The 21,565-nt window shown below is 59.6% G+C and carries 22 protein-coding genes; 16 read left to right on the forward strand and 6 right to left on the reverse strand.

The genetic code is table 11. The features are described 5' to 3' along the window. Positions 1-7 precede the first annotated feature (7 nt). The 5 genes from U0025_RS04480 (at position 8) to U0025_RS04500 (ending at position 4,591) form a co-directional block, all read left to right on the forward strand. Complete coding sequence (locus U0025_RS04480) at positions 8-820, forward strand: Slam-dependent surface lipoprotein (RefSeq protein ID WP_004211549.1); 813 nt, start codon at positions 8-10, stop codon at positions 818-820. Between the two features lie 141 nt (positions 821-961). After that, positions 962-2,410, forward strand: coding sequence for a surface lipoprotein assembly modifier (locus U0025_RS04485; protein WP_119034388.1), 1,449 nt, complete (start codon positions 962-964; stop codon positions 2,408-2,410). Between the two features lie 312 nt (positions 2,411-2,722). After that, the gene (locus U0025_RS04490) at positions 2,723-3,325 is read left to right on the forward strand and encodes a biliverdin-producing heme oxygenase (protein WP_004211552.1); all 603 of its coding nucleotides are present in this window, start codon (positions 2,723-2,725) and stop codon (positions 3,323-3,325) included. Continuing rightward, positions 3,309-3,725, forward strand: a complete 417-nt coding sequence (locus U0025_RS04495; RefSeq protein WP_004211553.1) for a YbaN family protein — start codon at positions 3,309-3,311, stop codon at positions 3,723-3,725. Before U0025_RS04490 ends, U0025_RS04495 begins: the two co-directional genes overlap by 17 nt. After that, on the forward strand, positions 3,725-4,591 hold the full coding sequence (locus tag U0025_RS04500; RefSeq protein WP_245968208.1) for a TonB family protein: 867 nt from the start codon (positions 3,725-3,727) through the stop codon (positions 4,589-4,591). Before U0025_RS04495 ends, U0025_RS04500 begins: the two co-directional genes overlap by 1 nt. Before the next feature lie 124 nt (positions 4,592-4,715). Here the strand turns inward: U0025_RS04500 and U0025_RS04505 are convergent, their stop codons facing one another. Continuing rightward, complete coding sequence (locus U0025_RS04505) at positions 4,716-5,510, reverse strand: prepilin peptidase (protein ID WP_245968207.1); 795 nt, start codon at positions 5,508-5,510, stop codon at positions 4,716-4,718. Positions 5,511-5,708: 198 nt separating this feature from the next. Here U0025_RS04505 and U0025_RS04510 point away from each other — a divergent pair, with 198 nt between their 5' ends. The 3 genes from U0025_RS04510 (at position 5,709) to U0025_RS04520 (ending at position 7,569) form a co-directional block, all read left to right on the forward strand. Beyond that, positions 5,709-6,356 carry a MarR family transcriptional regulator gene (locus U0025_RS04510; protein ID WP_157225216.1) on the forward strand — a complete coding sequence of 216 codons (648 nt, stop codon included), beginning with the start codon at positions 5,709-5,711 and terminating at the stop codon, positions 6,354-6,356. A gap of 130 nt (positions 6,357-6,486) precedes the next feature. After that, positions 6,487-6,735 (forward strand): CBS domain-containing protein, encoded by a 249-nt coding sequence (locus tag U0025_RS04515; protein ID WP_119034387.1) that lies wholly within the window; start codon positions 6,487-6,489, stop codon positions 6,733-6,735. After that, positions 6,736-7,569 carry a 3-deoxy-manno-octulosonate cytidylyltransferase gene (locus tag U0025_RS04520; RefSeq protein WP_051156912.1) on the forward strand — a complete coding sequence of 278 codons (834 nt, stop codon included), beginning with the start codon at positions 6,736-6,738 and terminating at the stop codon, positions 7,567-7,569. It abuts the gene before it with no gap. A 43-nt stretch (positions 7,570-7,612) separates the two neighbouring features. Here the strand turns inward: U0025_RS04520 and U0025_RS04525 are convergent, their stop codons facing one another. From U0025_RS04525 to U0025_RS04540, 4 genes are all read right to left on the reverse strand, one after another. Next, on the reverse strand, positions 7,613-8,422 hold the full coding sequence (locus tag U0025_RS04525; protein ID WP_004211559.1) for a helix-turn-helix transcriptional regulator: 810 nt from the start codon (positions 8,420-8,422) through the stop codon (positions 7,613-7,615). 117 nt (positions 8,423-8,539) lie between these two features. After that, positions 8,540-9,580, reverse strand: a complete 1,041-nt coding sequence (locus tag U0025_RS04530) for a FecR family protein (RefSeq protein ID WP_004211562.1) — start codon at positions 9,578-9,580, stop codon at positions 8,540-8,542. A 20-nt stretch (positions 9,581-9,600) separates the two neighbouring features. Then, a complete protein-coding gene (locus U0025_RS04535) occupies positions 9,601-10,152 on the reverse strand; it encodes an RNA polymerase sigma factor (protein ID WP_004211563.1) in 552 nt (183 codons plus the stop codon). Positions 10,153-10,204: 52 nt separating this feature from the next. Next, positions 10,205-10,750, reverse strand: coding sequence for a TonB family protein (locus U0025_RS04540; RefSeq protein WP_080604556.1), 546 nt, complete (start codon positions 10,748-10,750; stop codon positions 10,205-10,207). A gap of 525 nt (positions 10,751-11,275) precedes the next feature. Between U0025_RS04540 and U0025_RS04545 the strand changes: the two genes are divergently transcribed. Beyond that, positions 11,276-12,001, forward strand: a complete 726-nt coding sequence (locus U0025_RS04545) for a helix-turn-helix transcriptional regulator (protein ID WP_004211568.1) — start codon at positions 11,276-11,278, stop codon at positions 11,999-12,001. A gap of 131 nt (positions 12,002-12,132) precedes the next feature. Continuing rightward, complete coding sequence (locus tag U0025_RS04550; RefSeq protein WP_051156913.1) at positions 12,133-12,444, forward strand: HU family DNA-binding protein; 312 nt, start codon at positions 12,133-12,135, stop codon at positions 12,442-12,444. Between the two features lie 121 nt (positions 12,445-12,565). On the opposite strand, the gene U0025_RS04555 is transcribed toward U0025_RS04550, so the two are convergent. Continuing rightward, positions 12,566-13,357: a secretin and TonB N-terminal domain-containing protein gene (locus U0025_RS04555; RefSeq protein WP_004211569.1), complete on the reverse strand. Its 792-nt coding sequence runs from the start codon at positions 13,355-13,357 to the stop codon at positions 12,566-12,568. 368 nt (positions 13,358-13,725) lie between these two features. Between U0025_RS04555 and U0025_RS04560 the strand changes: the two genes are divergently transcribed. The 6 genes from U0025_RS04560 (at position 13,726) to U0025_RS04585 (ending at position 21,537) form a co-directional block, all read left to right on the forward strand. Further along, entirely contained in the window at positions 13,726-14,526 is an 801-nt protein-coding gene (locus U0025_RS04560) for a helix-turn-helix transcriptional regulator (protein WP_004211570.1), read from the forward strand. Then, positions 14,519-16,282, forward strand: a complete 1,764-nt coding sequence (locus tag U0025_RS04565; protein WP_245968204.1) for a ShlB/FhaC/HecB family hemolysin secretion/activation protein — start codon at positions 14,519-14,521, stop codon at positions 16,280-16,282. The genes U0025_RS04560 and U0025_RS04565 overlap by 8 nt, the downstream gene beginning before the upstream one ends. Positions 16,283-16,628: 346 nt before the next feature. Next, positions 16,629-18,350 carry a DUF2341 domain-containing protein gene (locus U0025_RS04570; RefSeq protein WP_004211572.1) on the forward strand — a complete coding sequence of 574 codons (1,722 nt, stop codon included), beginning with the start codon at positions 16,629-16,631 and terminating at the stop codon, positions 18,348-18,350. 28 nt (positions 18,351-18,378) lie between these two features. Continuing rightward, positions 18,379-18,798: an ExbD/TolR family protein gene (locus U0025_RS04575; RefSeq protein ID WP_004211573.1), complete on the forward strand. Its 420-nt coding sequence runs from the start codon at positions 18,379-18,381 to the stop codon at positions 18,796-18,798. A 163-nt stretch (positions 18,799-18,961) separates the two neighbouring features. After that, positions 18,962-19,693 carry a hypothetical protein gene (locus U0025_RS04580; RefSeq protein WP_004211574.1) on the forward strand — a complete coding sequence of 244 codons (732 nt, stop codon included), beginning with the start codon at positions 18,962-18,964 and terminating at the stop codon, positions 19,691-19,693. A gap of 32 nt (positions 19,694-19,725) precedes the next feature. Further along, positions 19,726-21,537, forward strand: coding sequence for a putative porin (locus U0025_RS04585; protein ID WP_080604510.1), 1,812 nt, complete (start codon positions 19,726-19,728; stop codon positions 21,535-21,537). Positions 21,538-21,565: the final 28 nt, after the last annotated feature.

Genomic DNA, 21,565 nt, shown 5'->3' on the forward strand with positions numbered 1-21,565 from the left:
AAGTATAATGAAGTTCGTACATCTCAAAGCAGTAGTTGGGGCGATGGCGCTCTCCGCCTCTCTGGCGGGGGTCGCGCAAGCGCAGGTCGTCAACGGTTCCGGAACAAGCGACCCAGCCAACGTCGAACTCGGCGACAGCACCGTAAATGGCGGACCGCACGTGTCTGGCCGGGTCGGAATCTGGGTGCCAAATCTCGGCACCTCTACACCTCAACGGTTTGTCGACTTCCAGGGCCTTCAGGGGTTCGTTCCCCCTTCGGCTTATACCGTGACCACCGTCAACAACCCCACCGGAACGATTACCGATCATTCGAGATACGGCCGCTTCGACTTCGCACGAGCGAACCATGCCAACCTCTATTTCGGTGAATGGTCGCAGACCGGTGTTGCGACCGCCGGCGATCACACCGTCTATTATGCCGGTGCCGACAAGACCGACGTGACCACGCCGATCGCTGCTGCGACGGCCACCTATAGCGTGGTGGGTATCAACAACTATGCCGCCAACCCGGCTGTCCTCAATACCACGGGCACCGGGGGAGCCACGTTTACCGCTACGTTCAACGGCAGCAATGGCGGCAGCCTCAGCGGAACGCTGGTTGGTCACCAGACGGTCGTCCTGACGAACGTGGGGATCAGCGGTGCCGATTTCGGCACTGCATTCGGTGGTTCGGCCTCGATCACACCGAACGGAAGCACGTTGCGTTCCGCCGCCGTCAGCGGCGAATTCTTCGGCTCCAATGCGGCCGCTCTCGCTGGGATCGCGACCGTCAGTGGCGAGCGCAACCTCGACACCGCGTTCGCAGGACACAAGTTCTAAATCTGTCCGAGCAACATTGGCCGGAACCCGCCCACGCGGCGGGTTCCGGTTTCTCCTTCCTGCGCTGGATGTCTGCCAAGCATGATTTTTGGGTCACTCCTGCCCCGACCAAACGCCCCCCTCGGTTTGCTCCTGCTCATCATGGCAGGTACGCCAGCTACTGCGCTCGCGCAAATTGACAGCGGGCAGGACACGCGGCTGCGCCTCGATCAACAGCTCGATCGACAGCGAGCGGCACAAGAGGAGCGTTCGCTCAACGAGGTGGACGAAGGGCTCGATGCCCCTTCCTCGCTCGTCATCGACGGAAAGACCTACGCTGTCGGCAACAATGTCGATGAGATGGGCCAAGCGCTGCACATCGCAGTTTCTCGACGGCAATGGGGAGACGCTCGCCGTTTCCTCAAAGCTTACGAAAATTTTCCTGATCGTGATCCGATGCTCATGCTCTTTGCAAACGGGGCAGTCGCGCGCCAGGACGGAAAGCTAGACGAGGCTGAAGGCTTCTATCGTGAAATGTTGGTGCTGGACCCGGGCTTTGCATCGGGCCAGCTCGAACTGGCGCGCGTTCTGTTCGAGAATCGCAAGGACCGCGAAGCACGCCAGACTTTTGAAAGCGCGCGTGCGCTGCTCGTGGTCGACGGCGACAAGGCATCAGGCGTGATCGTAACGATCGATGCCTTCTTAAATGCTCTGCGCCACCGGCGAGGCTGGCAAGGCAATCTGGCGATAGGCCCGATCTACAGCACCAACATCAACCAATCATCGGAAAGCTACACATGTCTGCTGGCGACCGATGATGGGACGTGTGTGGTCGATCGGAAAGTGCCCGACGCGATAAAGGGTACAGGCATCAACGTTGAAGGGGCGCTCAGCCGATATCTTCCACTGTCCGGTCATCATGGCCTACGCGGCCGCGCTATTCTGTTCGGGGAAATCTACCCTGACCATCATGATTTTTCTCAAGGCGTGTTTATAACTCGGTTGGGATATCAATATCAGACTGGCCGCAACACTCTCGGCCTGTCGCCCTCATTCGACCTCGGCACGCTCGGATCATCTGTTCTGTATGAAGCCTGGGGCGCCAATGCGGAGTGGCAGCATACGGCCTCACGCAACGTCCTATTGCGCCTTGAAGCGAATTACCGGGATTTTCGCTATCGCCTTCCAGGTTCCAGTTCCCAAACAGGGCCGATGGTGGACGTCAATCTGACGGTCTGGTACGCCCCGTCGCAGGATTGGACCTTGTTTGGAGGTCCTGACTTTACCGACAAAGACACACCCAGCCCAACAGACTCCTATCGCCAGTTCGGTGCGCGTTTCGGCATAAACAAGACTTTTGGAAGCGACGCGAGCATCCTTTTGCTCGGCTCCTATCGCCATCGCGAGCATCGCGGCTTTAGCGCTTTGTTCGACGCCAAACGCCGCGAAGACCAGTTCAACGCGACGGCCATCGCACGTTTCCCAGCGCTGAGATTCGCGGGGCTGACACCCGAGATCGTGGTCCAGCACAATCAGGTCAAAAGCAACATCGACTGGCTCTTTTCCTACAAGCGCACCACCGCGAGCGTGAGGCTCGGCTATGCCTTCTAGTCATTCCAGGGCAATTTGCCCCAATCGCGCAGAAGGCCGATGCTCCGGTCCTTGCCGTGCCGAAACACTCGCATCTTCGCTTCTGTCGCCGCCAGTCCCCCCACGCGGCGAAGCGGGTGGAGGGGGCGATGATCGATCCACGACCATTTCCCCTGAAACTCACATAGCCATCCGCGATCCGCGGCAGTTTTCGTCCTCCAGGCAGAGTTTCACTCCCTCACTGGGGGACGATCCAAAGGGGGTGGCGGCCCAGAGACCACCGTCACCCCCGCATGGCTTTCATGCGACAACAACACAGAAAAGGGATTGCCTATGACCGTGACCACATCCGAGCGGCCCATTGAGGAGCTAAGTCGCGCGAAGCGGCTGAAGGCACTGACCAGCGCCACACATGAAGGCGTGGATCGATCGATCATGTCGGCAGCCTCCTTTGCCGATCTGGAAAAATATGGCCGTTTCCTCGCGGTGCAGTATCTCTTCCACCGCGACGTCGCGGCGCTGTACGAGGATGCCCGGTTGCAGGCCCTGTTTCCCGATTTGTCCGTACGACGGAGACTCGCCCTCGTGGCTGCTGACCTCGCCGATCTGGGCTTCGATGCTCCGGAGGGAAGCGATCCTGTCTTCACTGCCGACGCGATAGACCTGCCCATGGCGCTGGGATGGCTATATGTCGCAGAAGGATCGAACATGGGCGCAGCGCTGCTCCGAAAGGAAGCCGCAAAACTCGGCCTGTCCGATACGCATGGCGCGCGCCATCTCGCGCCCGCTGCTGAAGGGCCGGCACCACACTGGCGCACTTTCACCGCGTCGCTCGATGCGCTCGAATTGACTCCCCAAGAGGAAGAACGGGCGGGGCAGGGCGCGCTCGCGGCCTTCGCCCGCGTCCAGTCGCTGGTCGATGCGCGCAGCGCCTGACATTTTGAAGAAGCGGGGACCGGGGAGCCGGTTCATACGTACGGGCTGGCTGTTTTTGGGCCTGCTGTGCGTTGGGCTGGGCCTCATCGGCGCCTTCGTGCCGCTGTTGCCGACGACGATCTTCATGATCCTCGCCGCAGGCTGTTTCGCACGGTCGTCACCGCGGCTCGAAACCTGGCTTCTGGATCATCCCCGCTTCGGCCCGACACTACTCGCGTGGAGGGCCGAAAGGGCAATCCCGCGCGCCGGCAAGCGTGCGGCCTGCATCGGTATCGCTATCGGCTATGCGCTGTTCTGGATCGGCGCGAAGCCGGCGCTTGGCCTTGGGGTGACCGTCGCAGCCGTGATGGCGGCCTGTGTAGCATGGATCGTTACCCGTCCCGCGCCCGAAAGCCGATAATGACACAGGCCACACAACTTAAACTGGACCATAATTCCGACGCTCAGGATGGAACCTATCTGAGCGACCAAATGGTGATGAGGTCCTTCGACTACCGTAAGACAGAGGATAACCCTCCGAGGTCCTTTTCGCCCGTAGCCGCTACATGGACGCCAGGCACGCGCTATTGCGATCAGCCGATGAGTTGGCAGTCGCGGATGTTCGGCGCAGGCGGCACGGCGCTGATCTTCGCCTTGATACTGGGAGCTGCGTTATTTACCTGGAGAACGGTCGCGCATGTCGCCGCGACAAGCACGGAGCGGCTCGTGGTGGTGAATCTTGCGCCACTCGCCGCACCCCCTGAACCCGTGCAAGAGGTCGCTCCCGGCCCTCAGCAGGTCGAACGACAGGAGCAGCGTCGCCCCGAGCCGAAGCCCGACATACTGGTTCCGGCGCCGCTGATTCAGCTTCCCTTTCCGTCGGTGATGACAAGTGACAAACGGGAGCCGGTCAAGGAAGTGGCCGATCCCGGTCCTCCTGTTCCTGAAACGACCGCGCCCAAGAGCATCGCCGCACCAGCTGCAAGCCGCCTATCCAACGATGCGCAGCCCAATTGGGAAGGGCAGATTCTCGCTCATCTTGAGCGCTTCCGCCGCTATCCTCCTCGAGCGCGCGCGGCGCGTCAGCAGGGAACTGCTTTCCTCCGCTTCACGATGAACCGCGAAGGACAGGTGCTGACCGGCTCGATCTTCAAGAAATCCGGTTCATTCGATCTCGACCGAGCCGCGCTTGATACGCTCCAGCGCGCCCAGCCTCTTCCCGCGATTCCGGCAGGAAGGCCCGATATTGTTGAGCTTACAATTCCCGTGGAATTCTATCTACGGTGATGGAAGGTCGGCAAAGAGCTTTCAGGCTTCATTAATTGAGACACGCGCCGGAGCTCCTTGGCAAAGAACTATTATCCAGATGGCTCGCGGACGGCCAAGAGGTTCTGAGACTGCACGTTTGCAGTCAAATTCGGCCCATTTGGAAGGCGATCCAGACGGTGAAACCGCCAACTGCCAGGCAGGTGCCAAATGGTAACCTTCGGCTTGAAAGCGGCTCCTCTCCATCTCTGAAGATGGCCACGGCAGCAATCAGGCCGATCAGGCTGGCTCCTAGCAATATGTGAGGCAGTGTCTGCCAACCCAGCCAACAGCCGATCCCGCCGAATAGCTTGGGGTCGCCGCCGCCCAGTCCATCTCGGCCACGCAGCCGCCGATAGCCATGTTTTACCAGCCAGAGGGATAGGAAACCGGCAAGGCCACCGACAAGGCTCTCGTTCGTGCCAACCCCGGCACCGACGAGGCTCGCTGCAAGACCGGTGATGGCAAGGCCCGCCGTCAGGAGATTGGGCAGGATGAAGTGGCGCAGATCGATCGAACCGAGCGCAAGGAGTTGCCATCCGAATATGGCGCCTGCGACTGCGGGCGTGCCGGAGGCGACCATTCCTGCGAGAATGCCGACAAGACATGCGGCCGTCTCTATCTGCCAATGCAACGCGTCGATTGGCGCGTTGCATGTCCGGCATCGAAACCGAGAGATAATCGCGCTGAGCAGCGGAATGAGTTCGGCGGGGGACAGGACGCGGGCGCAGTGATCGCAACGCGAGCGGTCCACAACGATGGGTTGTCCGGTGCCCCAGCGTATTACCGCCGCGGCGATGAAGCTTCCAACGAGAGCTCCGACAAGGCCAAGCGCGGCGATCAGTCGGAGATCTGGTGCAAGGTCGATCATCAGGTAGGGCAGCTTCGTTTCTCTGATCACTCGTGTGGTTGATTCTATATTACATGCGCGTGACAGAAATGCTTGCGGTGTGGGACTCTCTGTTGATTTTCTTCAGAAGTATTTGACTTCCGTCAATGCATCGGCTGCTCTTACGGTGAGGGTGAATCGCTCAACTGGGAATGGTGTGTGCGTATGTGCATAAGCGAAACAGGCCTCCTCGTTGTGTCGGCCCCACGCATGGCAGCGCCGCTGGACGCTGGCCGAGATACGATGTTGACCATCCACTTATCGGCGGTGGAGGGCGGCGTTTTGCCCTTGGACATCGCGCCAGCTTGTAGTTGTCCGGATGCCCGGATTTTTCCGGCGCACGATTCGCTGAACGAGCAGATTTTCGTTTCGGGGAGTTTCGTCGTACCGGAGATAGCACCGGCTTGCGGCCTTGGATCCGTCCCAGTGGATGGAAATTTGTCTGTCCATACCCTGGACATGCCCGCCGAGAAATCCGACCTGACACGCTCAGATTCTGAAGTCCAAGCGGGCATTGTGAGCGAAATTCAGTTCATATTGCGTATGCGACGGGCGCGAACCGAGTTTTTCGAAGACAATCTGTTCGCAGAACCCGCCTGGGATATGATGCTTGATCTGATGGAAGCACGCCTGCGCGGGACCGAGATTCTGACTTCCAGCCTCTGCATGGCCGCGTCTGTTCCCGCTACAACTGCGCTGCGCTGGATCAAGAACCTGACGGAGAAGGGGATACTTGTCCGTAGAGCTGACGAGAACGACAAGCGTCGCGTATATGTCGCATTATCTGACGAAGCGGCCTCCGCGATGAAGGACTGGTTTGAACTATTCAATCGGCAGAAACCCACTGCGGGTTTGTGAAAAGCCGGCTCGCGCCGATCTCCCGGGATTCTCGGGAAGCGCTACCCAAATAATCCATAACTGACTGTGGATTCTCCTAGCTTGATGGTCTCGCTGATCGATTAGCGTGCCTCATGGCTATGATGCTTGTGTGGTGCTGGCCGAGGAAAAGGAACGTGCGATCATGTCCGTGACCCGTGCGATAGAGGATGATTCCGCCTCGGTCATGGCAGTGGGCCGTCAGTCGCGCCCCCTTGTATCCGGCGCTCTGGCGCGCGATGCCTTTGGTGCTATGTCGCAGTCCCGGATCACCTCGTTGCTTGTGCTGGCGGACTTGATCGGCGGGCAAGTGGTCGGGCTTGTTCACATTCACGATGTCTTGCGTCATGGGGTTGCCTGAATGTTGCGCGTAGTCGGGGGCAAGGAATTCACGTGTGAGGATCGCGGAGTCGCGATCATCATACCTGCACGTTTCGGGTCGACACGATTTCCTGGGAAATCCCTTGCAGAACTGCGAGGTGTGTCGGGCGCGCCGAAGAGCTTGCTGCTGCGAAGCTGGGAGGCCGCGAACCGCGTAGATGGCGTCGACGAGATTTGGATCGCCACCGATGATATTCGCATTCGGGATGCCGCGGAGCAGTTCGGTGCGCGGGTCGTAATGACCTCGTCTGATTGCCGCAACGGAACCGAGCGGTGTACAGAGGCGGTGTTGGCGGCCGACATCAAATCCGATCTCATTGTGAACTTCCAGGGCGACGCACCACTCACTCCGCCATTGGCGGTTGAGGCATTGATTCAAACCATGCATGACGCGCCTTGCGTAGAGGTGGCGACCACAATGGTTCGCTGCTCTCCGGTGGCAGCGGATTGTCTTCGTGTTGATGAGACGGCGGGACGCTCCCGTGCGACCACAGTCGTCTTCGACAGAAATTTCGACGCGCTCTACTTTTCCCGGAGCATCATTCCGTTCGTACCCGAGCGCATGGCCCGCCCGCCCGTCTATCTCCATGTTGGCGTTTTCGGATATCGCCGTGATGCTCTCATGCACTATCCGGGCCTCGAGCCGTCCGTCTTCGAGGAAACCGAAGGCCTGGAGCAACTACGCTTCCTGGACGCAGGAATACCGATCCGTATGATCGAAGTCGGTACACCGCCCGGCGGGGTATGGGAGGTCGACTGCCCATCCGATCTCGTGTCTGTCGAAGCTGCCTTAGTGGAGCGCCACCTGCACTGAAGTATCCTGATTTGTTCTCGGGTCGCTTTCCGTTGCCACCGCTTCACACTGTCGCAAGTCCGTGCGCGAAAGCCAGGACAACAGCCCGCAGCTTGGATTGCGCTCCCAGCTTGTCCGACGCATTCCGAAGATGGTAATCGATCGCCTTCTCGGATAGGCCGAGCGCTTCTCCACTTTGTGCGTAGGTGTATCCCATCGAAGCCAGACGCAGCACCTGTTGCTCTCGGGCAGAGAGGCGAGGGACCCAATCTGCGAGGGGAACAAACTGCTTTGCCTTCGCGTGGAAATGCGCCGCGGCGAATGCCAGGTCCGGCCCGCAACGTTCGGCCATGTCGCGCGAGCCAGTCTCATCGTTCCCGAACAGGCTGATGTAGGCAGGTCCCTGGATACTGTCCTGAACGGGAATGATAATGCCGGCAGACACGCCGCGGGCTCGCTCATTTTCCAGCCAGATCCGTTGGATGGGATCAAGACCAGCCTTGGTACGTGTCGAATAGGCAAAGGGCGCGATAGCGGTGCGTACCTGCGCGGCGCATGGATCACGGACGAGCCAATCGTCCGCATCATCCGCATCCCGAGGCGAGGTTGTCAGAAAGCGTAGCGGATGATGCGGGCTGGAATCGGGCTCGTTGGTCCAGAAATTTCCAACATGGATGTAGCGCGCGCCGTAAAAACCAAGCAGACGCGCATAATCCAGCAGCCAGTCTCGAAGACGCGAAAGCGATCGGCTGGCTTTCAAAGTTGCAAGAATATCAGGATGGTTGGCGTTCCCTGGGCGCAGGAACAGCGTGCTCGCTTCAACCACGGTCTTTGCATCGTGGCCGCGATTGCTGGCCAGCTTGTTGGTGAACATCAAAGACCCCCGGGGAGCTGCTCCTACTTAAAGGACACGCCGGGAGAGAAATCTGGCAAGAAAAATATGTTACATTTCAATGACTCGTCGTCATGAAACAGTAATAATGGCCTTACTTCAACTCAAAACGACCACGTCTCCCGGTAGGCGCGTCACCTTCGCGCCTACCACCAGTTCCGCCTGGTCGAAGAACTCATCCAGTCGATCGATATTGTAGGTCCCATTGAGCCGGCGCCCGCCCAAGGCGCCGCTTGCCAGAATCACCCGACCCTTGCGGTAACGGTTTATCTCCTGGATCACCTCTCGCATCGGCATCTCCTGGAATATCAGCGTGCCGTTTCGCCAGGCGGTGAGAACCGTCGTATTGGCCTGTGCGGTTACGGCGCCGATGCCACGGTCATCGTACCGGACCTCCTGAGAGGCAGCTAATCGGCGAAGCTCACCGTTCCATGCCACCTCAACCTCGCCAGATAAACAGGTGATGCAAATCTCATCTTCGGTGCGCCGAGCGCTGAACTGCCCGTTTTTGCCGATGCTTGTGCCTCTGCCGGCAACCAGCGCGGCGGTTCCCGATCGACCACTCGTGACAACCGCCTCGCCGCTGATCAGTTCAACAGCTGGCATGGCAAGATCGCTGCGGAGATTGATGCTGGTGCGGGTATTGAGTTCGACCGTAGCGCCATCGTCGAGGCGCACCACAAGGCGTTCGCCGGTGCCGGTTCGGTATTTGGCGTTCAGTTCGGCGAACGATGGCATCATGTCGAACGAGCGTCCGACGAGCAACAGCCCGCCTGCAACGGACGCGGCCATGGCGCCACCCAGAAAGGCGCGCCTTGAATGCTTCTTTTTTTCTCTTTGAGCGTTGAGGCTGGCGACATTGCTGACAATTCCGATGGTTTCGGGTGCCTCGACACCTTCGGCAACGCGCACGACCCGGCGCAACCTGACGGCCGATCGAAAAGCCAACTCGTGAGCCGGACTTTGGCCCCGCCACGCAATCAGGTCAGCTGCGTCCGCCTCCGTAGCATTGCCGGAGAGCAGATGATTGAGATGCTCGAGCCCCTCCAGGCGGAGGAGCGCCAGCTCTTCATCGGTCCATGTCGTCCTTCCACTCATCCTGAACAGCCAACCAGTTGCGAGATCATGAGCGCTTTGCATCGAGACATGCTTGCGCTCCCTTATCTAGAGGACACTCTGGCTAGCTGTTCTTGCAAAGCCGCCACCGAAAAATCTTCTGTCACCTGGTGAAGGTGCCTGCTCGCCAGCAGCAGTTCGTTCCGAATTGAGCGTTCTGACAAGCTGTATTCCAAAGCCAGTTCCTTGTAAGTTGCCGATTCCACCCAGAATCGCCTGAAAATGGCCTGGCGACGGGGCGGCAGTTCCTGCAATGCCCGCTCGACGGCCGCAAGCTCCGACCGGCCTTGAGCCGTACGGTCCTGATCGGGGTTTTCGTCCGGTATATCTATCAGGCGATCGATATCTGCGGTGGAGAGGTGTTTCATCTCGGCTCGCTGGCTGTTCCTCGCGGTGTTCAGCGCGATGGTCAGCAGATACGAAATCGGATTTCGCACTTCATCCGAGATCTCTGCTCGATGTAGCCGCAAATAGGTATCGTGTAGCGCTTCCTGCGCTTTCTCCGTCGAGCCAAGCCGACCGGTCAGTCGGCGCTTCAATTCCGGATATGCCGTCACGAACAGCGACAAGAGAGCCTCGCGCGGGGACGAGGTCACGGAATAGATCCTCGATACAATATCTTAAGCTGATATATAATAGCCGCCCCCTTCAATTCGCCGTCCGGAAAGCGACTTGCTGTAGAGACGAATCGATCTCGATCACGAAATCCATGCGGGCAGGTAGCGAGGCAGGGATGGGGGGAAGGGGCCTTGATCGCTCAAGTGCGGCCAGCGCCGCGTTGTCGAGCATCGCGGATCCTGAACTCCGATGTACCCAGCTTTCCAGGACGTTGCCGTTTCTGTCGAGCCGAAATGCCAGAGCGGTGATTCCGGCTAGACGAAGCTGTTTTGCCTCTCCGGGATAGCGGCTGTGGCGCGCAACGATCTCGTAGAGCAGACGCTGGTATTCATTGAGTTCTGCGGTATCGATGGCGGACTCGATGCCGCCGCCATCTGCGGGCCTTGATGCGGCTCGATCGCTATTGGAGGGCGCCGATCTGGCGATGGTTCCCAAAGCGGATTCTTTGGGCGCGGCAGCCGCAATGGGCGTTCGGGCATCATGGCCGGTAGACAATTCGGACGGCGTTGAGGTCGGACGGTTCGCCGAGCGATCCGATTCGCCATTTCCGCTTAATTCAATGAAATCGACCATCATGGCTGTTTCACGTTGCGGACTTGGTTTCGAGGGCTTAGGCGAGTTGGAGTTAGCCGCGATAAGGCCACCCAGCACGGCTGCATGTCCCAGGCACGAAACCAGGATACCCAGGACATCGATTCGGGCGGGGCTGGACATGGCGGACTCGCATAAATTGAAAGGCGGGTTGGCGGCTTCATAGACGTCTTTTTCCGTCTGCAATATGACATGCCTCATGAGTGTCGGAATCCCGCTAGGGATTCCCCTAGCAAATGTGCCGAATGGTTGGGGTAAAGGGCTGCCTATAGTCATCGGGGCAAAGGCGGCTCATCTATGCTAACGGCAGAAATAGGTCGATATGGAATAGGTTGCGCCAAGAATCTGGCTGAAAATCTTGTCCGAATTGGCGAATATACTTTCGGTCAGAAAAGAGAAATTCTGCCCGACCTCCGATCGGCGGTTGCTTTTTCAGCAAGCAATTGTGAGCTAGCTCAGCGAAGCAAGCGTGGTGATTCACGCCTTGGCGTAAGCTGAACGAGCATCGTCATGGCGGATATTCTCCCCTTCGAGCGCCCTGATAGCCCCATCAAGGCGAAGCCCGGTGTCGAGGCCAAGAAGGCTGGCATCGGAGCGTCGCTCCTCAACCTGGCGGATACCTATGGGCTGTATAGCGGCCTGTATCTGCATTTTGGCCATTCTCGGGGCAGTGCTGTTCGCGCCATTGCATCGAGCGCCAACGCAGAGCGCCAGTATGTGAACCTCCTTGCGGACAGCAGTCTGGTTATCAAGGCATTGGCGGCACGCCGTCCCTTCACCTGGTCTAGCAGTGAGATCAGGTTTGCGCACAAGCTAGACACGCCACATGTCGGCATTGCAATTCCGGTCCAGGATCATCCCAATGGTCCAGGCCTTGTTGCGCTTATCGGGGTTGGGCTCGATGCGGTGCGTAAAACGGTGAAAGACCATGGTCCCGCCCTGTCATGGGCGGCCACAGACATTCATGCGGCGGCGCTCACGGTATTGCGTGTCGCGCACATTGAAGCGCCGACCCGTCGGGAAATGGAATGCCTGAGGCTGGCGGCCCTGGGAATGACTGTGCCGAAGATCGGCAAAACGCTTCATATGTCGACCCGGACGGCTGAAGTTTACTTACACAGGGTCGTGAAGAAACTGGGTGGGGCCAACAAGGTCAATGCGGTTGCAATTGCCGTAAGCCGAGGTCTCTTGCAGTGCGACCCATCTGGCCTCGAGCACTCTGAGCCGGCGAGCTGAGGAGGACGACGGGAACGTTACAGGCGGGCGGTGCGGAAACGCCCGGATCCTGTCGGGCGTATTCAGGCTTTTTGTTTATCGGCCGTCGTCGCCCAACTTCTGATCCTGACCGGCAAGGCGCGATCCCAGCTATGAATAAAGACGAACTGATCGAGCGCGTTGCCGTGAGAAGCTATCTTACTCGCGCTGAGGCGTTTCGTGCGGTTGAGGCCGTCTTCGCCACGATCGGAGACGCTGCTATCCGCGGCGAGGCTGTCTCGATCAACCGCTTCGGCATTTTCTCGGTGAAATCGTGCAGCGCCAGGGAAGGACGCAACCCGCGTACTGGCGAGAGGATATTGATTTGCCCAACGCGGAAGCTGGTATTCCGGGCCAGCAGGGCAATGAAGGATTTGCTGCTCGGTGAGGAGAGAAGCGATCCTATTGAGCTCGACCCCAGGTGACATGTTTGTGTCGTGCCTCGTTCGACACGTTCGAAAGGGCCTTCAGCCCCCCTTGCGTTTGCACAGACGGCCCGGATGAGTTGGGGCCTCGGTCGTCATAGAATTTCACCGATAAGTGCTATCACGGTCGCCGCTGGCCATTTCTCATCCCGCGTAGCGCCACTGCAAGGGGTTGCTGAAGGCCGTCGGGCGGGGGAGACACCGCAACTCGCAGGAGCGCGTCGATCACCAGAAGGTCGGTTTTGGCGCTACCGCTACTGCGGTGAACGACGACATCACTCAATGTGCCATCTGCATCAATGCTGAGATGGACAATCAGGCTGAAATTGAGCCGTTCCGTGCCTGCACTTGCATGGAGGTAGGCATACAGCTCTTCCTCCAGCAGGCCATAATAAGCGAGCCGTTCAGCCGATAGCAGTCGCATGGTCGCGACCTGTTCCCTGACCACGATGCGTCCGAGCGGGACCAGGGAAGATTGGTTGTTACCGCTCGGTGTCGTGATGATAGCGGCGTCCGTCCCGCTGTAGCGAACGACGAGTCCCGAGCCGGTCAAGAGACGCCGAAGCGCTTCGCGAGGCGTGAACCTGCCTTTCACACGGGTCGATCGAAGCCCCGAGGCCAAGGTGCTGTCATATAGCAGTTGAACGCCAGTGATGCTGAAATATTGCGCCAAAGCGGCGTGAAGGGGCTGTTCGGGTATGTCGAATGATACAACTGTTTCGGAAGCCTCTGGCTGAGCATGAGCACTCGTTCCGAATGAGTACATGAGGATGGCAAGGCAAATTGAGAGCGCCGCCGCCAGGCTACGAAGAACATGAGGTAGCGACATCAGGGCGATGAATAGGACATGCTGGGCCTGTTGGGGAGCCGATTGTCCTGAGAAATTGTATTGAGCGGCGCCGCCTGATCGCATCCAACCTTCCTTCACACCGCTCCGATTTTGGTATGACCTTGAAGGTCAGAACCTAGAAATAAATTTAATTTCCGTTCTCCTGCGGGAGATTCGTATGACGGCGTTCGTTCGGCGGCATCTATGTGAACAAGATCATGTCATCGACATGACTTTCCCAAATGTAATTTTCACTAGCGATTATCGTCAAGATTTTACGGAACAGTGAATCACTTGCCTGCGATACATGATTCATTGTCGAGTAAGTGCGTTATTGTTTCAATTTTATGACGAAACCGCGTGTAGGCGAAGAAAAAAACTTTGCCGAATTTCTTGCCAGATTCACGTGCTCACCGTGTCCATTTTTCAGGAGCTCTAAGGGGGTCGTTGAGATGTTAGCGGGTGGTGCGCTTCAGCGCCAGTTTGATCATGCGTGCGTTGCCCTCGATGTCTCGTGGGTGCGGCACTTCGTTATGGAGGGCGGTTCGGTCATGGCAATTGGCCCGATCGAGGATTGCGCCTCTTCGGTGGACCTCGAGAACTGGTTAGAACAGCTCGCATCGGAGATGGGGTTCGACGGTGCTCGCTACCATCATGTCGGGCATCGTCCGCAAGGTGGAAGGACCGCTAAACGCCCGCCGCTCCGTTTCCTCTCCACATTGGAGAACGGGCAGGAGCCGTGGCGTGCCGGAGATCCCGCTCTCTCGCAAATCGTCCAATCTTTCCTCCCCTTTGTCTGGTCGACTAAAGACGATCTGTCTCTCCCCGATCTGCAACGTGCCTGGTTGAGCATCGAACGCTTGCGCGGTGTAGAAGCAGGTGTCGTCATCCCCGTTCAGGATTATCTGTCGGGACCAGCCTATATCAGCCTATTCAGCGAGAAGCTCTCACAAGCGATCTCGGCGGTTGAGCAGCGGCGGCACGAGATGGCTACGCTCGCTATCGAATTCCACCTTCGAGCAAAGCAGTTGATCACCATTCGGACGCGGTCATCAGTCCTGCTTTCGGATCGCGAGTTTAGTTGTTTGCGCAATGCAGCTGCGGGAGTGGCGCTTGCCGAAAGCGCCGGCAGTCTTGGAATATCGGTACGAACAGTTGAAACCCATCTAGCCAAGGCGACGCTCAAGCTTGGCGGGACCAACAGGATCAACGCGGTCGCGATCGCAATTGGGTCTGGCATGATCCATGTTTGAGAAGCGCATGTCATTCTCTTCCCAATTGCACGTTGGCCTGCGTGCTAATCTCACGTCGCGCTTAGCGTTCGTTGCTGCCCTGGCGGCAGTGGTGCAGCCGTCATTTGCCTATGCGCAAAGTGATCAGGATGCCGAACAGTCCTCTGCTGCAGACACAGAGCCGGTGAGGGCTTCGGGAAGCTTTTTAATCGCCGCGATCGACGTCGTGGGCGCCACCAAACTCTCAAACGCCGAGATCGAGAGGATCATCTACCCGTTTCTTGGACCTGATAAAAACGAAGCCGATGTGACCGCTGCGCAAAAGGCTCTTCAGGCGGCGTATGCCGCGAAAGGCTATGAGGCGGTCGAGGTCGAGATTCCGATCCAGCCCAGCGAACGTTTCGCGCAGGGGATCGTCCAGCTGGCTATCCATGAAGTGCCGCTCGGCGAGGTTCGTATCGTCGATGCAAAACATCATTCGGACAAGAGCGTCCGCGGTGACGTCCCGTCACTTGTTCCCGGTCAACCAATCGATATCGCAGCGCTTCAGCGTGATGTCGCCGAAGCCAACCGCTTCCCCGACCGTACCATCACCCCGCGCTTTCGCTCCGGTGGGCAGCCGGGAACCGTCGATGTCGAGTTGAAGGTCGACGACAAGTCCCCTTTCCACGGGTCGGTCGAATTGAACAACGACAATAGCCCCAATACCAGATCCCTGCGCGCAAGCGCCACTGCACGCTATTCCAATCTCTGGGGCCAGGGCCATACGCTGTCGGTCACAGGTTCGATCGCGCCGCAGGATACCGACCAGAGTGCGGTCATCTCGGCTTCCTACAATGCGCCGCTTATCGGCACGCCCTGGGGTTTCCTGCTCTACGGCTACAGGTCGAACAGCAATGTCGCGGCGCTTGGCGGCACCAACGTGTTGGGTAACGGGTATCAGATCGGCCTTCGCGCGACCTATCGCCTGCCGAGCACGAGCAGCTTCCAGCAGATCAGCTTCGGACCAGACTTCAAATCGTTCAAGGAACGGCTGAGCCTTGAAGGGACCGATCTTCAACCGACCCAAATCCGCTATGTGCCTCTTGTTGCCGAGTACATGCTGAGCGGTGGAAACGACAAGGAAACCTATGGACTGACGCTGGGCGTCACCGGCGGCCTCCGCGTGGTCAGGCGCAACGTCTGCTTTGAATCGCCTTATGCTGAAGGGTTCATACCGGAAGGCGTGCCTACCTGTTCTCTGGGCAATGGCGAGACTGGCATTCCGCAGGACCAGTTCACGGGCCGCGCCGTCGACGCCCGAGAGAACTTCGTCCACCTCAACATGGACCTGAATTACACTCGCCTTTTGCGCCGCGATTGGCAGGTCGCACTCCGGTTTACCGGCCAGCTTGCCGATTCCAGCCTCGTCACCAATGAGCAATTCTCGCTTGGCGGCATGTCGAACGTCCGGGGCTACTATGTTTCTGAGGCCGTCGGCGACGATGGCTTCATCTCCTCGGTCGAACTGCGCTCGCCCAATTTCGGCAGCTCCTTGAGCTCGCTTGTCGATGAGATGCGGCTCTTTGCCTTCAGCGATCTAGGCTATGCTCGCGTGCGGGCGCCGTCGACCGGCCAGACCGACACATTCCGTCTCGTGAGCGTCGGTGGCGGCGTGCGTTTCGACCTGTTCAACCTGGTGACGGGCGAGGCACTGATTGGCGTTCCGCTCCGCAATGGGCCCACGAGCGACAAGGGCGATCCACGCTACAGCTTCACTATCAGGGGCGAGTTCTGATGCCGGCGCTCCATCATCGGGCGTCGCCGTCTTTTACGTTTGCGGTGTTGAGCATTGGTCGGAGCCCGTCTGACCGGGTCATCTTCCGGCGATCGTCCTTCTCCGACCAGTCGGGGCGGTCGTGGCCATCGATCGGGCCAGGAATTCCCTCAGGGCAGCTTGGCGGCTCCCCCAAACGCCCAGCGCCAGGGATCCCCGGAAGACCGGGCGGGAGAATTGTCCCCGCAGAAACAGAATTTGGGTGGGATGACCTCCCAGCGACCACCAGCAGCAACAGGCGCCGCGAGTGCGCGAGGATCAACCGCCCAATGCGGGCAGCAAGCGATATGGAAATAGGGGCGGCAACATGGGTCGAATGAAACTTAAATGGCTTTTACCGCTGGCTGCGATGACAGCCTTCTCGACACCAGCGATGGCTTGGTGGGAAGCGGACTATAGCTATCGCACGAAGATCAACCTCAACACCCAGGCCGCCGGGGTCACCGGCGAAGTCGCGCGCGCGCCGGTGTTGATCCGCCTGCACTCGGGCAACTTCAGTTTCAAGGATGTGAAGGCCGACGGCTCCGACCTGCGCTTTGTCGCGGGGGACGACCGCACGCCGTTGAAGTTCCACATTGAAAAATGGTCACCGGCCGACGAACAGGCTCTGGTGTGGGTTGATGTTCAGGGTTTGCAGCCCGGCGCGGCCTCGGCCATTTACGCTTATTACGGGAATGAGAAGGCTGCCGCGGCGCAGGATGTTGCGGGAACCTATGGGCCGGATTACCGTCTGGTCTATCATTTCAATGATGAGGGTGCGGCCAAGGACGCGACCTCGAATGCAAACAATTCCACCGGCACTGCGGGTCGCAACGCGGCAGGTCTGATCGGTTCGAGCCTTGTCCTCGATGGCGCGACCCCGGTCGCACTGCCGGCAGGGGCTTTCGCAGCCGGTCCGCTATCGATCAGCTTTTGGGTGAAGCCTGGTGGTAACGGCACGATCTTCGTGTTGCCGGGTGCCGTGAGCCTGGTAGCCGAGGGCGGCCAACTCTTCATCGATCAGGGCGGCAATCGCTCGGCAGGCGGCGCGCTGGCTGCCGACGCCTGGGCCAATGTCGCGCTGGTCAACGACGGCACCAAGACCGTGGTGTACATCAACGGTCAGCCTGCCGGTGAAGTGACCGGCGCGCTTGCTGCGGCGAGCGGCGCCCCGGTTCTGGGGCAGGGTTTCAAGGGCGAGATCGACGAGTTCCGCGTGGCCGGCGCCGCGCTGCCGCAGGCGGCTTTTCAGCTTGCTGCTGCATCGGAAGGTCAGACCGCGAAACTCGTCACCACGGATACCGCGCAGCAGGTCGAGTCCGGCGGCGGTCACGGTCACTTCGGGATCCTGTTCGGTGCGCTGACTTTCGACGCCTGGGTCGTCATCCTGATCTGTGCCTTCATGCTGCTGGTCGCGATCGCGATCATGATCAGCAAGGGTCTGCTGATCGCCAAGGTGAGGAGCGCAAACGAAGCCTTCCTCGACGCTTATAACAGCCAGGCACGGCGCGCAGGAGACCATGACGGGCTACCGGCGTTCGATCCAGGCAATGCCGCTGCGGACTCTACTCTGGGCCGTCTCTACAATATCGGCCGTAGAGAACTGACCGAACGCCTCAAGGAAGGTAAGGCCACCGGAAGCCGCTTCGCGATCCGCGCGCAGTCAATCGCTGCGATCCGTTCGGCGCTTGATGCGGGCCGGGTGCGCGAAGGCCAGAAGCTCAATGCCCGTCTGGTGCTGCTGACCATCGCCATCTCGGGTGGCCCTTTCATCGGTCTGCTCGGAACAGTGCTCGGCGTCATGATCACCTTTGCCTCGGTCGCGGCCGCTGGTGAAGTGAACATCAACGCCATCGCTCCGGGTATCGCCGCGGCTCTCCTTGCCACGGTTGCGGGCCTCGCGGTCGCGATCCCGGCGCTGTTCGGCTACAACTATCTGCTCAGCCGCATCGAGGAGATCACCGCCGACCACGACATCTTCGTGGACGAGCTGGAGAAGCGCATCGCCGAGACCTGGCAGGATGTCCCCACAGCGGCCCAAGCGGCCTGAGCCCCTCAGAGGATAAGGAGTTCGGGTCATGGGTATGCAAGTCGGCGGGCCGAAGAAGCCTTACAACGAAATCAATATCACACCGTTTGTCGATGTCGTGCTGGTGCTGCTCATCATCTTTATCTTGATGACGACGGCGGCAGTGCAGGGGATCAAGGTGGACCTGCCGTCCGCTTCGTCGGCAAAGACGCTGGAGGCGCAGAAGAGCCGGGTCATTGCCGTTTCCAACGACGGCACGGTGTCGATCGACGCGATTCCGGTGTCGATGTCGGAACTGGAAACGCAGCTTCGTTCCAGCATCGCGACGACTCCGGACCTCGCCGTGATCCTGCGCGGGGACCGGGCTGTCCAGTATGACAAGGTCATGCAGGTTCTGGATTTATGCTCGAAGGTTGGTGTGCCCAGCCTCGGCATGGCGTCCACGCGTCCGCCCGGCGGCGGGGCCTGAGGGGAGGGCCGATGCTTTATATCGATCCTTCAATCGCCGTGAGGGCAACGGATCAAGTCGGGATTCTGACCCGATTTGTCGTTGGTCGGTCCGGGTCTCCTAACCAGGAGAAGCTTCCCGGGACGGCTCTCCGTGCGTGCGCGCCATTGCGAGGGGGCCGGTGATGGCTGCCGCGTCATTGATGCTTCCGGACGGCTCCGATCGTCCGCGCCGGAAAAAGTCCCCGATCACTTTCGGTCGGATTCTGGCAGTAGTCGCCATCGGGCTGGTGATCGCGATCGGCTATAATTTCCTGGGTACGCAAACGGTCAGCGACCGGCCCAACGAAATGAAAACCACGCAGGTCATTCTCCCTCCGCCTCCACCGCCACCGCCTCCACCGCCAGAAACGAAGCCGATCGAACAGCCGCCTGAGCCGACGATCGCGCCGCCGATCGAACAACCGGTCGATACACCGCCACCGCCGCAAGCCAACAATGATCCTTCGCCGGGCGACAATGCGCTGACCGCGAGGGAGGGGGCGGGGCCTGTTTATGGCGGCCTTGCGGTGGGTGATGGCAGCGGCGTCCGCATCGGTGGGAAACCGGGCGGCGGTGGTTCCGGCGGCGGCATGTCGGTCGGCATGTACACCAGCTACCTCAAGTCATCACTGCAGGAGCGCGTTCAGGACGATCCACGGCTTAGTCGCCTCGTCTTCTCCGCAGACTACTCGCTCACCGTTACACGCGATGGTCGCATCACAGGCGTAACGTTTCGCAATGCCAGGGGCGGAAGCGACGAAGACATGCAGAAGCTCACGGCTTTGCTGCAGGAGGTCCGCGGGCTCGATCCACCGCCGCAGGCCATGGTGTTTCCACAACTTGTCACGGTTCGGGGGCGCAAGAGCTCCCTCTGATTATCAGCCCGCGCGGGCAAAGGGGATTTAGAATGTCACAGCGATTGAAGTTTCTGCAAACTGGACGATTGATGCTCACCACATCGTTGTGCGCAGCGGTGCTGGTTACGGCGCCTGCGTTCGGGCAGGAAGCTCAAGGCCAGGCCGCCCAGCCTGACAGCGCGGTGGCGACGATGGTCAAGCTGCTCGTTGAGGAAGGCATTGTCAGCCCTGAAAAGGGCCAGGCGTTGATGCGACGTGCCGAAGCGGAAGCGGCGCAGCGCGCGGCGAGTGCTCCGCCTGCACGCTCGGCTGAACTCGCGCCCCCGCCGGCCGGAGCAGTCCGTGTTCCCTATGTCCCCGAAACGGTTCGTGCGCAGATCAAGGATGAGTTGCGCCAGGAAGTATTGGCGCAGGCTCGGACCGAGCGCTGGGCGGCGCCTGACGAAGCGGCACCCGATTGGACGCGCAATATCCAAATTCATGGAGATTTCCGTTTCCGCTCGGCGTCGCACTTCTATGGTCGGGACAATGCGGTAGCGCACTACACAGACGTGGCGGCGTTCAACAACAATGGCCCCTATGACGTCTCGGGTTTCGGCGGCCAATTGCTCCCCACGCTCAACACAACGCGTGACAAGCGCAACAATATGCAAGTCCGTGGCCGGATCGGTATTGAAGCCAAGGTTGCAGATCGGTTCACGCTCGGCTTCCAGCTGGCGACGGGTGACGATCCAGGACCGATCTCGACGAATTCCAGCCTGACGGGTGGTTTCCGCAAGCGCGATGTCTGGATCCAGAACGCCTATGTGAAAGGGGAGCTCGTCCCCGGCGTGACCGCGATGCTCGGCCGGTTCGACAACCCACTTCGGTCGACCGATCTCATGTTCGACCCGGATCTCGCCTTTGACGGCGTCTACGGTGAAGCGAACATCACGCGCATTCTGGGCAACGACGATTTCCGGTTCGCTGTTCGCGGCGGCGCGTTCCCGCTCCAGTTCGAGCCCGAGAATTTCCCGGAAACCTCGGTCGGCAAGCGCAATTGGCGCGATCGCTACCTGTTCACCGCCCAGGCCGAACTCGGCAAGACCTTCGGTGGCGGCATCGATGTCAACGTCAGTGCGGCCTATCACAATTTCACATACCTTCGTGGCCATGTATCGGAGCCGTGCGACGTCTTTTCCGCGAGCAATGTCGAGTGTTCGACCGACCTTCTCCGGCCGCTTTGGCCAAGTAAGGGCAACACGCTGATGTACCTGCGGGACATCGACTTTACCTATGCTGATCCCGCCAATCCTCTCGATCCGCAGTATCTCGGCCTAAAATACGCTTACCGCGTGCTCGACCTCAATGCCTCGGTCAGCGTGCCGATCTCCGAGCGCGTGCAGGCGCGCCTCACTGGCAACTTCCTCCACAACTTCGGGTTCGATCCGAAGAATAACTGCCTTCGCGGGAACCAGGGCGCACCGATCACGAACGTTGAGATCACCGATCCGACCAATCCGCGGCAGGGGGTGTGCGACGCCACCAATCCCGCGCGCTTCGTGGGTGGCAACGAAGGCTATGGGATTTACCTCTCGATCGGCGATCCAGCTTTGTTCAGCGTTAATCCGCGGCGCGCGAAGCGCGGTTCGTGGGCGTTTAACGCTGCCTACAAGTATCTCGAAAGCGACGCGGTCCCTGACAGCTTCACCGACTCCGATTTCCGGCTCGGTGGAACCAACGCGAAAGGTTTTGTCATTGGCGGCGCCTGGGCTCCGTTTAACAATGTGACCATCGGCGGCCGCTGGCTTTCCGCAGGTGAGATCGTTGACGCCCCGCTTCGCATCGACGTGCTCCATCTCGACCTTGGCCTGGCCTTCTGATGGTAAGTGACGCCCTCTCCTTTACCCA

Source organism: Sphingobium yanoikuyae (genome assembly GCF_034424525.1).
Taxonomy (GTDB): Bacteria; Pseudomonadota; Alphaproteobacteria; order Sphingomonadales; family Sphingomonadaceae; genus Sphingobium; species Sphingobium yanoikuyae.

Excerpts from the sequence above, each read along its gene's own strand:
- U0025_RS04480 (WP_004211549.1), top strand. The coding sequence starts at position 8 with ATGAAGTTCGTACATCTCAAAGCAGTAGTTGGGGCGATGGCGCTCTCC.
- U0025_RS04485 (WP_119034388.1), top strand. The coding sequence starts at position 962 with ATGGCAGGTACGCCAGCTACTGCGCTCGCGCAAATTGACAGCGGGCAG.
- U0025_RS04490 (WP_004211552.1), top strand. The coding sequence starts at position 2,723 with ATGACCGTGACCACATCCGAGCGGCCCATTGAGGAGCTAAGTCGCGCG.
- U0025_RS04495 (WP_004211553.1), top strand. The coding sequence starts at position 3,309 with ATGCGCGCAGCGCCTGACATTTTGAAGAAGCGGGGACCGGGGAGCCGG.
- U0025_RS04500 (WP_245968208.1), top strand. The coding sequence starts at position 3,725 with ATGACACAGGCCACACAACTTAAACTGGACCATAATTCCGACGCTCAG.
- U0025_RS04510 (WP_157225216.1), top strand. The coding sequence starts at position 5,709 with ATGGCAGCGCCGCTGGACGCTGGCCGAGATACGATGTTGACCATCCAC.
- U0025_RS04520 (WP_051156912.1), top strand. The coding sequence starts at position 6,736 with ATGTTGCGCGTAGTCGGGGGCAAGGAATTCACGTGTGAGGATCGCGGA.
- U0025_RS04525 (WP_004211559.1), bottom strand. The coding sequence starts at position 8,422 with ATGTTCACCAACAAGCTGGCCAGCAATCGCGGCCACGATGCAAAGACC.
- U0025_RS04530 (WP_004211562.1), bottom strand. The coding sequence starts at position 9,580 with ATGCAAAGCGCTCATGATCTCGCAACTGGTTGGCTGTTCAGGATGAGT.
- U0025_RS04540 (WP_080604556.1), bottom strand. The coding sequence starts at position 10,750 with ATGATGGTCGATTTCATTGAATTAAGCGGAAATGGCGAATCGGATCGC.
- U0025_RS04545 (WP_004211568.1), top strand. The coding sequence starts at position 11,276 with ATGGCGGATATTCTCCCCTTCGAGCGCCCTGATAGCCCCATCAAGGCG.
- U0025_RS04550 (WP_051156913.1), top strand. The coding sequence starts at position 12,133 with ATGAATAAAGACGAACTGATCGAGCGCGTTGCCGTGAGAAGCTATCTT.
- U0025_RS04555 (WP_004211569.1), bottom strand. The coding sequence starts at position 13,357 with ATGCGATCAGGCGGCGCCGCTCAATACAATTTCTCAGGACAATCGGCT.
- U0025_RS04560 (WP_004211570.1), top strand. The coding sequence starts at position 13,726 with ATGTTAGCGGGTGGTGCGCTTCAGCGCCAGTTTGATCATGCGTGCGTT.
- U0025_RS04565 (WP_245968204.1), top strand. The coding sequence starts at position 14,519 with ATGTTTGAGAAGCGCATGTCATTCTCTTCCCAATTGCACGTTGGCCTG.
- U0025_RS04570 (WP_004211572.1), top strand. The coding sequence starts at position 16,629 with ATGGGTCGAATGAAACTTAAATGGCTTTTACCGCTGGCTGCGATGACA.
- U0025_RS04575 (WP_004211573.1), top strand. The coding sequence starts at position 18,379 with ATGGGTATGCAAGTCGGCGGGCCGAAGAAGCCTTACAACGAAATCAAT.
- U0025_RS04580 (WP_004211574.1), top strand. The coding sequence starts at position 18,962 with ATGGCTGCCGCGTCATTGATGCTTCCGGACGGCTCCGATCGTCCGCGC.
- U0025_RS04585 (WP_080604510.1), top strand. The coding sequence starts at position 19,726 with ATGTCACAGCGATTGAAGTTTCTGCAAACTGGACGATTGATGCTCACC.